Annotated in this window: 12 protein-coding genes and 1 pseudogene; 3 read left to right on the top strand and 10 right to left on the bottom strand. The window is 64.8% G+C overall.

The genetic code is table 11. The features are described from left to right. Positions 1-8 precede the first annotated feature (8 nt). Together ACRQ5J_RS04050 and ACRQ5J_RS04045 are read right to left on the bottom strand one after the other, a co-directional pair. Positions 9-641: a DUF502 domain-containing protein gene (locus ACRQ5J_RS04050; RefSeq protein WP_432381236.1), complete on the bottom strand. Its 633-nt coding sequence runs from the start codon at positions 639-641 to the stop codon at positions 9-11. A 28-nt stretch (positions 642-669) separates the two neighbouring features. After that, a complete protein-coding gene (locus ACRQ5J_RS04045; protein ID WP_432381235.1) occupies positions 670-948 on the bottom strand; it encodes an FmdB family zinc ribbon protein in 279 nt (92 codons plus the stop codon). A gap of 242 nt (positions 949-1190) precedes the next feature. Here ACRQ5J_RS04045 and ACRQ5J_RS04040 point away from each other — a divergent pair, with 242 nt between their 5' ends. Together ACRQ5J_RS04040 and ACRQ5J_RS04035 are read left to right on the top strand one after the other, a co-directional pair. Next, positions 1191-1397: a hypothetical protein gene (locus ACRQ5J_RS04040; RefSeq protein ID WP_432381234.1), complete on the top strand. Its 207-nt coding sequence runs from the start codon at positions 1191-1193 to the stop codon at positions 1395-1397. Between the two features lie 23 nt (positions 1398-1420). Next, on the top strand, positions 1421-1780 hold the full coding sequence (locus ACRQ5J_RS04035) for a hypothetical protein (protein WP_432381233.1): 360 nt from the start codon (positions 1421-1423) through the stop codon (positions 1778-1780). On the opposite strand, the pseudogene ACRQ5J_RS04030 reads toward ACRQ5J_RS04035, so the two are convergent. The 8 genes and pseudogenes from ACRQ5J_RS04030 to ACRQ5J_RS03995 form a co-directional block, all read right to left on the bottom strand. After that, positions 1775-2370, bottom strand: a pseudogene (locus ACRQ5J_RS04030) (methyltransferase domain-containing protein). The gene ACRQ5J_RS04035 and the pseudogene ACRQ5J_RS04030 sit on opposite strands and share 6 nt — an antisense overlap. Before the next feature lie 5 nt (positions 2371-2375). Then, a complete protein-coding gene (ubiB, locus tag ACRQ5J_RS04025) occupies positions 2376-3944 on the bottom strand; it encodes a ubiquinone biosynthesis regulatory protein kinase UbiB (protein ID WP_432381232.1) in 1569 nt (522 codons plus the stop codon). After that, a complete protein-coding gene (locus tag ACRQ5J_RS04020; RefSeq protein WP_432381231.1) occupies positions 3941-4549 on the bottom strand; it encodes a ubiquinone biosynthesis accessory factor UbiJ in 609 nt (202 codons plus the stop codon). The genes ubiB and ACRQ5J_RS04020 overlap by 4 nt, the downstream gene beginning before the upstream one ends. 80 nt (positions 4550-4629) lie before the next feature. Beyond that, complete coding sequence (locus ACRQ5J_RS04015; RefSeq protein WP_432381230.1) at positions 4630-5553, bottom strand: Tim44 domain-containing protein; 924 nt, start codon at positions 5551-5553, stop codon at positions 4630-4632. A 25-nt stretch (positions 5554-5578) separates the two neighbouring features. Next, complete coding sequence (gene ubiE / locus ACRQ5J_RS04010; RefSeq protein WP_432381229.1) at positions 5579-6313, bottom strand: bifunctional demethylmenaquinone methyltransferase/2-methoxy-6-polyprenyl-1,4-benzoquinol methylase UbiE; 735 nt, start codon at positions 6311-6313, stop codon at positions 5579-5581. Positions 6314-6479: 166 nt separating this feature from the next. Continuing rightward, positions 6480-7754, bottom strand: coding sequence for an alpha/beta hydrolase family protein (locus tag ACRQ5J_RS04005; RefSeq protein WP_432381228.1), 1275 nt, complete (start codon positions 7752-7754; stop codon positions 6480-6482). 8 nt (positions 7755-7762) lie between these two features. After that, a complete protein-coding gene (locus tag ACRQ5J_RS04000) occupies positions 7763-9028 on the bottom strand; it encodes an LLM class flavin-dependent oxidoreductase (protein ID WP_432381227.1) in 1266 nt (421 codons plus the stop codon). Continuing rightward, positions 9028-11259 (bottom strand): TonB-dependent receptor, encoded by a 2232-nt coding sequence (locus ACRQ5J_RS03995; RefSeq protein ID WP_432381226.1) that lies wholly within the window; start codon positions 11257-11259, stop codon positions 9028-9030. Before ACRQ5J_RS03995 ends, ACRQ5J_RS04000 begins: the two co-directional genes overlap by 1 nt. Before the next feature lie 213 nt (positions 11260-11472). On the opposite strand from ACRQ5J_RS03995, the gene ACRQ5J_RS03990 reads away from it, so the two are divergent. Continuing rightward, entirely contained in the window at positions 11473-12525 is a 1053-nt protein-coding gene (locus ACRQ5J_RS03990; RefSeq protein WP_432381225.1) for a LacI family DNA-binding transcriptional regulator, read from the top strand. Positions 12526-12531 lie beyond the last annotated feature (6 nt).

The raw sequence follows: 12531 nt of genomic DNA, 5'->3' as shown, positions 1-12531 counted from the left end.
TAGGTTACTCAGTTAATCTTGGTGTCGTTCAGGACGATGGTTTTCGGCGCGGCGTCTTCCGGCGCCACCACCCCCATCGACACGATGTACTTCAGGGCCGCATCAACGGACATGTCGAGTTCGACCACGTCCTTCCTGGCCATCATCAGGAAGAAGCCCGAGGTCGGGTTCGGCGTGGTCGGCACGTACACGCTGACGTAGTCGCCGGCCAGGTGGTTCTTCACGTCCCCGCCCGGCGCGCCGGTCAGGAAGGCGATGGTCCACGAGTTCTGATGCGGATACGGCACCAGCACCGCCTTGCGGAAGGCGTTGCCGGACGACGAGAACAGCGTGTCCGACACTTGCTTGACGCTCGAATACAGCGAACTGACCACCGGAATCCGGGTCAGCAGCTTTTCCCACAGGCGCACCACGTAGTTGCCGACCAGGTTGTTGGTCAGCAGGCCGGTCAGGAACACGATGATGACGGTCAGCAGCGTGCCCAGGCCGGGGATATCGAAGCCGATCAGGGTACGCGGCTGCCAGCGCTCCGGCACGAACAGCAGGGACTGGTCCATGGTGCTGATCACCAGATTCAGCACCCAGGCGGTGATCGCCAGCGGCACCAGAATCAGCAAGCCGGTAATGAAATATTTACGCATCGATGTCCTTGGTGGTGGATGAAGGGCTTCAGGTGTCGCTGGAGCCGCCCGATGGCGCGGGCGCGGGGGCCGGCGCCGGCGCAGCTTCGCTCTTGGCCGGCGCGGTGCCGGTCGCCGGCGGCGTGCCGCCACGGAAATCGGTCACATACCAGCCCGAACCCTTCAACTGGAACCCAGCCGCGGTCACTTGTTTCTTAAACGAGTCCTTGCCGCAGGACGGGCACACCGTCAACTGCGGATCGGAAATCTTCTGCAACACGTCCTTGGCAAAACCGCATGCCTCGCAGCGGTACGCGTAGATCGGCATCTATTACTCCGCAAAAATCATCAAAACCCTGAATTATAAAGCCTTTTGCCGGGCATCTGACTGTTTCCTCTTGTTAAGCCGCTGGCGCCAATGGTTTTCATAGCAAAAATCTATTCGCCTATTGATTGGCGGCATGATTAAATACCATCCGATAAGCGCTGATTTCCCAAAACCTGAATCGCCGCCTCGTTTGCCGTCCTCGACCGACGACGCTCCAACTCTTTGATTCTTTGGGAAATTACATGAAAAAATACCTCTATGCAGGTGTGCTGACCGCATGCCTGGCCGCTCCAGCCTTCGCCACCCCGACCAAATTTGCCGCGCAGTCGCCCGACGAACCGTTGCATCGCCGCACCATCGTGCTGGGCGTCCTCATCGTGCTTGGCCTGCAAGCCCTGCGCCACGCGCCGCGCCTGCCCGCGCGCAGCACCCACCAGCAGCGTCAATGACCGGCCCCGCGCCCGGACTGCCCATGCGACGGCTCGCCCTGCTGGGCTTGTGCGGCTCGCTGGCCGCCAGCCCGGCCTCGGCCATGCGCGCCCGCCAATACATCGATGCCGACCAGCGCGCGCCGGTCGCGCTGGCGCAGGACCAGCGCGCGCCGCTGATCGCCATCGCGCAGCAGCCGCCAGGGGCGGATCTGGCCCAGGCCCTCCGTTTGCCGCCGCCCGAGGAAACGCCGCTGGCCACCGCGCCGCTGGCGGCCAGCCCGGTGCCCGAGCCGTCCGGCTATGTGATGCTGGGTTGGGGTTTGCTACTGCTGTTGCTGCGGCCGCATGGCCGCGAGGGCGCCGCCATCGCGGCGAAGCGGGAGAAGCCGGCGCGGCTATAAACGGCGCCACACCATCCAGCGCTCCTTGCCGGCAAACACCGGGATGGAGGCGCTGACGGCGTCGTCGGCGATACAGGCGAAGTCCGCGCCCAGCAGCGCATCGAGCTGGGCGCGGGCGATGCCGAACGGCGGCCCCTTGGGCGCATCGTCAAAGAAGAAAAACCGGCCAGCAGCGCGCCCGGCGCCAGCAGTTGCGCCCAGCGCGCCGCCACCCGCGGCCACATGGCGCGCGGCATGGCGCACAGGAAGGCGCGCTCATAAATCAGTTGCAGCGGCCGCGCCGGCTGCCATTGGAAGAAGTCCGCCGCGACCACGCGCGCCGCATATTGCGGTCCGACCGCTGCCCGGCCCTGCGCCACGGCGGCCGGCGCAAAGTCGATGGCAGTGGCGTCCCAGCCCTGCTGCGCCAGGAAAGCCAGCTCGTAGGCCGAGCCGCAGCCGGGAATCAGCGTGACCAGCGGCGGCTGGGCGGCGGCGAAATCGCGCAGGGCTGGCGGCACGCCGCCCTGGTCCCACGGCGTGAAGTTGCGCTCGAAACGTTCGTCCCAGAACGCCGGCGAGCCTGGATCACGCTGGACGAAATCCGCCATCGCCGTCAGACCAGGTGGTGGAAACGCAGGTACAGCTCGTAGGCGGCGACGCCCAGCGCGATGCCGACCGCGCTGTAGATCACCACGCCCAGCAGGCGGTTGGTGCGCTGCTGTTCGATCACCAGCGCGCGCAGCAGCTCGGCGTTGTCGTTCGGCTTCTCGGCGTGGCGCTCCAGCGCCTGGTGCATCAGGCGCGGCAGCTGCGGGAAGATGTGGGCGTAGCGCGGCGCCTCGGCCTTCAGGCGCTGCATGAAGCCCTTGATGCCGACCTGATCGGCCATCCAGTTTTCCAGGTAGGGCTTGGCGGTCTTCCACAGGTCGAGGTCGGGATCGAGCTGGCGCCCCAGGCCTTCGATATTGAGCAGCGTTTTTTGCAGCAGCACCAGCTGCGGCTGTACTTCGACGTTGAAGCGGCGCGAGGTCTGGAACAGGCGCAGCAAGATCTGGCCGAACGAGATGTCCTTCAGCGGCCGGTCGAAGATCGGCTCGCAGCAGGCGCGCACCGCCGATTCCAGCTCGTCGACCCGGGTTTCCTTCGGCGCCCAGCCGGACTCGATGTGGGCCTCGGCCACGCGCTTGTAGTCGCGGCGGAAGAAGGCCAGGAAGTTCTGCGACAGGTAGTCCTTGTCGAAGTCGGTCAGGGTGCCGACGATGCCGAAGTCCAGCGCGATGTAGCGGCCGAAGGTTTCCGGCTCGACCGACACCAGGATGTTCCCGGGGTGCATGTCGGCGTGGAAGAAGCCGTCGCGGAACACCTGCGTGAAGAAGATTTCCACGCCGTCGCTCGACAGCTTTTTCAGGTCGACGCCGGCCGCCTCCAGGCGGTCGATCTGCGATACCGGGATGCCGTGCATGCGCTCCATGACGATGACGTTGGACGAGCAGTAATCCCAGTGCATCTCCGGCACCAGCAGCAGCTGCGAGTCGGCAAAGTTGCGGCGCAGCTGGCTGGCGTTGGCCGCCTCGCGCATCAGGTCCAGTTCGTCGTGCAGGTATTTGTCGAACTCGGCCACCACTTCGCGCGGTTTCAGGCGCTTGCTGTCAGCCCAGACGTTGCTGATCCACTCGGCCGCCACGTGCATCAGCGCGACGTCGTCGTCGATGGTTTTCTTCATGCCGGGGCGCAGCACCTTGACCGCCACCTGGCGGCCGTCCTTCAGCGTGGCGAAGTGCACCTGGGCGATCGAGGCCGAGGCCACCGGGTTGCGCTCGAAGGTGGCGAACAGCTGGTCCGGATGGGCGCCCAGCGATTTGCGGATCTGCGCGATGGCCAGGTCCGGATCGAACGGCGGCACGCGGTCCTGCAGCCGCGCCAGCTCGATTTGCAGGTCGGGCGGTATCAGGTCGCTGCGGGTGGACAGCACCTGGCCGAACTTGACGAAGATCGGCCCCAGTTCCTCCAGCGCCAGGCGCAGGCGCACGCCGCGCGGCGTCGACAGGTCGCGCCAGAAAAACACGGTGTCGATCAGGTTGGAGATGCGCGGCTTTTTCAGGCCGGAGATGGCGATCTCGTCCAGGCCATAGCGCACCGCTACCCGCAGAATTTTCAGCAGGCGCAAGAATTTCAGCATCATTGGATTCCCAGTTTCTGTTCCAGCCTGGCCAGGCGTTTGGCGGCGCGTTCGACGTCGTCGCGCAGGCGCGTCACGTCGGCCGAGTAGGCTTCCACCGTTTGCGGGCGCACCAGCACCTGCTTCTCGTCGAGCAGGAATTCGGCGACGTTTTCAGCCAGTTTCTGATGGCCGTTCGCGACCGCCGCCATTGCCGCCCTGGCGCCCGAGACGGCGCGCACGGCCAGCACCGGGCCGACCACTTTTTCCAGGTCGTGCTCCGCTTCCCAGCGCAGCGACTGGCTCAGGCTGGAGATGGCGTTGGCGAACTCGGCGTCGCCCTCGATTTGCACATAGGAAAAGGCGCGCTCGCGGTTTTGCGCGATCAACGGCAGGTCCGACAGCTTGACGCGGATCGTCACGCGGGCGGCCTCGTCGGCCGGGGCCGGCTCCAGATAGCCGTCGGCCGTCACGCGCAGGCGCAGCGCCACCGAGCCGGCGTCGATGGCGGCGATCTTGCCGGCGTGACGCTGCAACTGCTGGCGCGCCCACGGCTCCTGCGCCAGCAAATGGTTGATGGCGGCGCTGGCCGGCGCCGCGGAAAAACTGCCTGGATTGAATGAAATCATGTTCGAGCCGTAGAAAAACAAAACCGCCCGAGAACGGGCGGCCTTGATCTTACCAGTTTTGCCAGCAGAAGCTGTTTTGCTTACGCCAGCTGTTGAATACCGCCCAGCAGCCAGCCGCTCGAACCGTTGACCGGCTTGACCAGGTTCCACACTTCGTGGAACGGCTCGGCCAGGGCATCGGCCGCCGGCTTGATCATGCCGGTGAACTTGACGCTGGCCAGGTATTCGGTGTCGGTGGTTTCGATGCCCAGCAGCTCGGCGTCGATGCTGACCACGTCGGTGTAGTCGGCCACGGTGCGCTCGCTGATCTGCATGCGCATCTCGGCAAACACTTCCGGCGTGGTGAATTCGCGGATATCGGCCACATCGCCCTTATCCCACGCCGCCTGCAGGCGGATGAAGTTGCTCTTGGCAACGCGCAGGAAGGTAGCCTGGTCGAAATCGGCCGGCACGCCCCACTGGGTGTAGGTCTGCTGCGCCGGCGCTGCGGCGGCCGGTTGCAGACGCGAACCGATTTCCGGCGTCGCCGACGCACCCGATGGCGGCTGCTGCGGCGGCATCGAGTAGACGTTCTGGTTGCCATTGCCGGCAAACGCGGCCGGACGCTGCTGCGCCGGCTGCGACTTGTTGCGGATCATGCGGATGATGAAGAACACCACGCCGGCCAGCAGCGCGATCATCAGGATCGAGCCGATGGCGCTACCGAGCGCGCCGCTCAGGCCGAGGTGCGAGAACAGTGCGCCCAGGCCCAGGCCCAGCAGCGCACCGCCGAGGATGCCTTTCCATGGGCTAGGCTTCGGCGCGGCCGCCGGCGGCGTGTTCGGCGCCTGGTTAGGCTGCGCCTGTCGTGGCGCCTGCTGCGGCGCTGGCTGGGCCGGCATGCGGTTGACGTTTTGCGACTGGCGGCCTATCGATTTGCCGCCGCCGGCCGGGCGCGCTTCGACCAGGGTCGAGACGGCCATGGTGGCGATCAGTGCGCCTACCAGAATTTTTTTCAGTTTCATTGTGTTATCTCTCTCTTTTCCGTGATTACATTTTGATACCGGTGTGCAAAGCGGCCACACCTGCCGTCAGGTTGTAATACGTCACCCGTTCCAGGCCTGCGTCTTCCAGCATGGTCTTCAGCGTTTCCTGGTCCGGGTGCATGCGGATGGACTCGGCCAGGTAACGGTAGCTCTCTGCATCGTTGGCGATTTTCTCGCCCATCCAAGGCAACACCTTGAAGGAATACAGATCGTAAGGTTTTTGCAACGGTGCAGCGACTTTGGAGAATTCCAGCACCAGCAGCTTGCCGCCGGGTTTCAGCACGCGCTGCATTTCTTTCAGCGCCTGATCCTTGTGCGTCATGTTGCGCAGGCCGAAAGCGACGCTGACCCGGTCAAAATAGTTATCGGGGAACGGCAGTTTTTCTGCGTCACACAACAATGTTGGGGTCAACAGGCCGCGATTCAAGAGGCGGTCGCGGCCCACGCGCAACATCGACTCGTTGATGTCGGTCAGCCACACCTCGCCGGTCGCGCCGGCCTGCTTGGCAAATACCTTGGCCAGGTCGCCGGTACCGCCGGCGATGTCCAGGCACTTGAAGCCCGGCCGCACGGCCGCGTTGGCGATGGTGAACATTTTCCACACGCGGTGCAGGCCAGCCGACATGACGTCGTTCATGATGTCGTACTTGGCGGCGACAGAATGGAAAACCTTGGCAACTTCGCGGACTTTTTCGTCTTCCGCGACGGTTTTGTAACCGAAATGAGTGGTATTGGTCATGTTATGCAGGCCTGTTAGTTTGTGCGCATTATACAAGGTGCCGCCCTGGAGGACTGCGTTTAAACATGGCCAACTTTGCAACTTTAATGCTGATTAAAGGATCAGGATGCATAAATGGCCGGCTGCCGCGCGGTTTTGCGCGGCCAGCGCCAGCCAGTCGGGCTGCTTACTGCGGCGTCAGGTGACGCCATTCCAGCCCCAGCGCGGCGCGCTTGGGGAAGCCCTTCCACAGGCCGGCGTCCGGCCTGATGGTGCCGTCGGCTTGCAGCGGCGGCAGTTCGAGGTAGCTGTGCAGCGGCTGTTGTTTCAGCTGGATGGCGAGGAAGGCGGTAACGAAGTGCTGGTTGATGTTGTTGATGCGGCGGCTGTCCCACACCGGCTCGGCATAGGACTGGAAGTCGTCGAAGTTGCTCCAGTGCGCGGGCGACGGCGGATTCGGCGCGGAGTCGTGGCGGCCGCCGATGTAGGTCAGCAGGTAGCGGTCGGCGTGGATGGTTTTCTGGAACAGTTGCAGCACGCCGTCCTGGTAGCCGGCCACGTCGTCCTGATCGCCGCTGATGAACAGCATCGGCGTGCGCACGGCGGCCAGGCCCGTGTCGTCCCACACCTTGTGCGCGCCGCCCCACGGCGCGAATGCCACCAGCGCCTTGATGCGCTTGTCGCGCGCCGCCTCGTATTGTTGATTGCCGTGCTGGTTGACGGCCAGCTTGCCGCCGGGGACGTAGGCGGCCGCCGTGGCGCTGACGCCGGCGCCGACGGTATTCAGCGCGCCATAGCCGCCCATCGAATAGCCGATCAGCGCGGTGTTGTCGGCATCGACCAGGCCAGCCAGGAAGCTGCCGCTGCCCGGCTGGCCCCAGGCGGCCACGGTGTTCAGCACGAACAGGTCGTCCAGGCGGCGGTTCAGCAGCGTGCTGGCGAACCCCGCCTTGTCGGCGCGCGTGGACTCCGGATGGTCGATGGCGACGACCACATAACCTTTCGACGCCAGGTTCTCGGTCAGATAGCTCATCTGCAAGCGCGAGCCGGGATAGCCGTGCGAAACGATCACCAGCGGGTAGCGTGCACCAGGCGCCGGCGCCGCGTCGCGCGCGGCGCGGCCATTGAACTGGAATGGCGTGTTGGGACGTTTCGGGTCATTCGGGCCGGAGCCCAGGACGTCCGTGTAGACGGTGTGCTCTGCCTGGCCCGCCGCCAGGCGCGCCGGATACCACACCTCCAGCGTCAGCTTGCGCGTGTAGCGCGGATCCGGCTGCCCGGCGCTGTAGCGCAAGACATCGGGTTGGTCCTTGTTCTCCGCCACCAGCGTGCGCACGCCCACTTGCAGCGCGCCGCGCGCCGCCAGCTCCGGCGCATCCGGCCGCAAGTCGCCGTAGTACTCCTGAGCGCCCACGCCACCGCAGACCAGCGCCGCAACCAACATCAACATCCTGCCCAACATACGCTCTCCTATAGACCCAAGTGCGAACGCAAGGTACTCCCCGCGTAAGCCGTGCGGAACAAGCCGCGCCGCTGCAACTCGGGTATCACCAGCGTCAGAAAATCATCCAGCCCGCCGGGCAGCGCCGGCGACATGAAGTTAAAGCCGTCCGCCCCGCCCTGCTCGAACCACGCCTGCATCTGATCCGCCACCACCTCCGCCGTGCCGACCACGGTGAAGTGACCGCGCCCGCCGGCGATGCGCTCATACAGCTGGCGTATCGACAAATTCTCGCCCTGCGCCAGCGCCGTCAGCAACTGCTGGCGGCTGCGCTGACCGTCCTGCGTCTCCGGCAGCTCCGGCAGCGGGCCATCCAGCGGATAGCCGGACAAATCGAAGTTACCGATCATACGCCCCAGCAGCGCCAGTCCGGCCTTCGGCTCGATCAGCGACTGCAACTGCGCAAACTTCTGATCCGCCTCCGCCTGCGTGCGGCCAACCACCGCAAACAATCCGGGCAAAATCTTCAGCGACTCCGGCTTGCGGCCCTTGTCCACCACGCGCTGCTTGATGTCACGGTAAAAATCCTGCGCCTTGGCCAGCGAAGGCTGCGCGGTGAACACCACCTCCGCCGTCGCCGCCGCCAGGTCGCGGCCCGTCTCGGAACTGCCGGCCTGCACCACCACCGGCCGCCCCTGCGGACTGCGCACCACGTTCAGCGGCCCTTTGACCGCGAAGTGATCGCCGCGATGATTCAGCGTATGCAGCCTGGCCGGATCGTACGGCAGCTCGCCGCTTTTATCGTCCAGCAGCGCATCGGGGTCCCAACTATTCCACAGTCCTGTGACAACCTGATGAAATTCCCGCGCCCGCGCATAGCGGTCGGCGTGCGCCACGTGCTGCTCGCGGCCGAAGTTGGCCGCTTCCGCCGCGTTGTCCGACGTGACCAGGTTCCATCCCGCGCGCCCTTCCGACAACAGGTCCAGCGACGCAAACTGGCGCGCCACCGTGTACGGCTCGTTGTAGGTGGTGGTGGCGGTGCCGATCAGGCCAATCTTCCCGGTCGACGCGGCCAGCGCCGACAGCAGCGTCAAAGGCTCCAGCGACGGCGCGCCGGTGAGCGCCACGCTGTCGGCAAAGAACACCGCGTCCAGGCAGGCGCGTTCCGCCGCCTGCACCTGATCGCGGAATACCTTGAAGGGATTCGACAGCAGGTCGGTGTCCGGGTGCCGCCACGCCGCGACGTGGTGGCCATAGCGCATCATGAATGCGCCGATGCTCATTTGACGCGACATCAGAACTCCTTGCGCGCGGTGATGCCGAAGTAACGCTCATCGTCACGCGGCACGGCGCGGGTGACGTAGCCGGTCGAGGTCACGAGGTTGGTGGCGTACGACTTGTTGGCCAGGTTCTTGCCGACCAGCGCCACGCGCCAGCCGCCAACCGGCGACGACAGCGCGATGCCCGCATTGACCACGCCATACGCGCCCTGGATCGCATCCGGCGACTGGAACAAATCGTACTGCGTCTTCGCCTGCCAGCTATAGTCGGCCGACAGATCGACGATCAGGCCATTCTCCAGCGGCAGCGCGTAGTTGGCGCGGGTGAAGGACTTCCACTTCGGCGAGAACGGCAGCGGCTTGCCATTCAGGTTGCACGAGGCGGCGGCAGCCGGCGGGCAGTTGAAGCTGTCGATGGTGGCGTCGGTGTAGGCCAGCGACGCGGTCAGGGTCAGCGCGCGGGTCGGGCGCGCGTTGATGTCCAGCTCAACGCCCTTGGTCGAGACATCGCCGGCGTTGATCAGGCGCGTGACCACGGCGCCGGCAACGGTGTCGTAGAAGTTGGCCTGATAATTATCGTACTTGGTGCTGAACACGGCAAGGTTGGCGGTCAGCTTGCGGTCGAAGGCGCTGGCTTTCAGGCCCAGCTCAAACGAATCCGACGTTTCCGGCTTCAGCGCCAGCGTATCGCGGCTCAACATGTTGAAGAACACGTTGTAGGCCGGCCCCTTGTAGCCGCGCGAGTAAGTGGCGTAGGTGTTCACGTCGCGCGAGATATCGTATTGCAGGCCCACGCGGCCCGAGTAGCCGTCCTCATTGGTGGAGCCGGAGTTCCGCACGGCCGGTTGCACACCGGCGAAAGCCACCGCCTGGGTCGAGGTGCGCGCGTGATCGTAGGACAGCTCATCCTTGGTCCAGCGGGCGCCCGCGATGGCGCGCCACACCGGCGAGAAATTCAGCGTGCTTTCGCCGAACAGCGAGTAGCTGTCGCTCTTCACGCCGTAGTCCGCGCGGCCGGAATTGACCGCCGTGCCGTTGTTGACGATGCGCTGGTAAGTCTCGCGGTCCTTGCCATGCAGGTAGTAGGCGCCGACCACGTAATCGGCGAAATCACCCTTCGGCGAAGCGAGGCGCAGCTCTTGCGACGCCTGGCTGAATTCCACCGTGCCGATATCGCGCGTGGCCGGGAAAGCGGCCGTGATGCGCGACGCCTCGGCGGCGTTGCCGATGGCCGAGGTGCTGGTGTACTGGGTGTTGTCCCAGTCGCGCACGGCGGTGATGGAGGTTAGCGTGTAGCCGTTGAAGCGGTAATCGACCTGTGCCGACAGGCCCTTGTTCTTGTCGCGGATATCGCTCGGGATGTCGGCGTTGACCTGGCGGTTCTCCGTGCCAGCCACCACCGGCGCAATGCCGGCGTTGAAAGCCGCCGCCGTCGATTTGTAGGCCGTGAAGGTTGGCGAGGAGTTCGAGCGCAGGTAATCGGCGATCAGCGCGATATCCAGATCCTTGTTCGGCGTGATGTCGACGCGGCCACGCACGCCTTTGCGGTCGTAGCCATTCAAATCGCCGCCGGCGTGGACGTTCTTCACATTGCCGTCGTAGTCGGCGTAGAGCGCGGTGACGGAAGCGGCCACCACGCCCGGATTGATCGCGCCGGAGACGCCGGCGCGCACGCGCTTCTCATTGCCCTCGTACCAGGAGGCGTCGACAAAGCCGGTGCTTTCCTGCGTCGATTTACGACCGATCACATTCAGCACGCCGGACGAGGCGTTCTTGCCGAACAGCGTTCCTTGCGGGCCGCGCAGGATTTCAATGTGTTCGATATCGAGCAGGTCCAGCGTGGCCTGGCCGGGACGCGCATACACCACGCCATCCACCACGGTCGATACGGTCGGTTCGACGCCCGGCGAGGTAGAGATGGTACCGATACCGCGCACGAAGATGGTGGAATCCTTGTTCCCGCCCTGCTGGCGGAACGTCACGCTCGGTACCTCCTGCACTATGGTGTCGATGCTAGTGCGGTTGGCGTTGTTCAGCGCATCGCCGTCCAGCACCGACACGGCCACCGGCACCGATTGCAGCGAAGCGTTGCGGCGCGTGGCGTTGACCGTCACGCTGGGCACGGACGCGCTTTCGTCGCGGTTGGCGATCGGCGTCGGGTCGGCTTCCGCAGCGCCGGCGTATGCGCTTGCAACCAGCAAAGCGCCGGTGCTCAGCGCGCCCAAAATCTTCTTGTTGCTCTTCATGTTCTGATCCCTTGATTTGAAAGCGCCCTTTGCGCCATATGCGGAAAACCTGCTTTGATCGTCGAAGAACCAGCTTAGTGAGCGCCAGCTGCTTCGCTACAATTTAGTGGTACCGGTACCCTTTTTTTAGTTTCATGGCGGCCCGGATTGAAGTCAAAGAATTAAAAAAATCATCGATATGCCTTTTCAGAATATGCGTCCATGAGTGCGTCCATGAGCAAACCAGCAGCACCACGAAAGCGCCGCGGATCGGGGCGCGCGACCATTCACGATGTGGCGCGCCTGGCGCAGGTGGGATCGATTACAGCGTCGCGTTATTTCAGCGAGCCGGGACGCGTGGGCGCGGAACGCAGCGCGCGCATCGCCGCGGCGGCCAAGGAACTGGGCTATGTGCCGAACCTCGCCGCCAGCGGCCTGGCGTCGGCGCACGGCCGCGTGGTCGGCATGGTGATACCGAATATCTCCGGGCCGATCTTCGCCAGCACCATCCAGAGTTTCAGCGACACGCTGAACCGCCATGGCTACCAGCTGCTGCTGGCGTCAAGCTACTTCTCCACCGCGAAGGAGGAAAGCGCGGTGCGCGCCTTCCTCGGCTGGAAGCCGGCGGCGCTGGCGGTGGTGGGCCGCTTCCACAATCGCGCCACCGAGAAGCTGCTGTCGACCGCCGGCATACCGGTGGTCGAGACGTGGGACTACCAGCCCAAGCGCAAGCCGATACAGGTCGGCTATTCAAACAACGCGGTTGGCGAGCAGGCGGCGCGCTATTTGTACGCCAAGGGCTACCGGCGCATCGCCTTTGTGCAGAACAGCCTGGCCGGCGACTTGAGCGCGGTGGATCGCAGCGACGGCTATGAGGCCGTGATGCGCGAGCATGGCCTGGAGCCGATCATCTACGTGCCGACCGCCGAGGCGCCGTTCGAGGCCGGCAAGCAGGCCATTGACGCCCTGGCGCTGGCGCCGCCACGCCGCGCAAGGGCGGCCGAGGCGATCATCTTCGCCAACGACAATCTGGCGGCTGGCGCGCTGCTGGCCGGCCATCGCGCGGGCCTGAAGATACCGCGGCAATGCGCGATTGTCGGCTTTGGCGACTACGCCTTCTCGCAACTGCTGCTACCCAGCCTGACGACGATACGCCCGCCCGGCCGCGAGATCGGCGAAATCGCCGCGCTGCGCATTCTTGAACAACTGGGCGTGCTGCCCTCCTCTGGCCACGATACGCATCTGAACCTGCTGGCCTGCGAATTGATAGAGCGCGAGAGCGCATAAGGACTG

The sequence above is a fragment of the Duganella sp. P38 genome, from assembly GCF_050859475.1.
Classification (GTDB): domain Bacteria; phylum Pseudomonadota; class Gammaproteobacteria; order Burkholderiales; family Burkholderiaceae_D; genus Rugamonas.
Note: the sequence above shows the minus strand (reverse complement) of the source record. Positions and strands in the feature narration are given on the sequence as shown.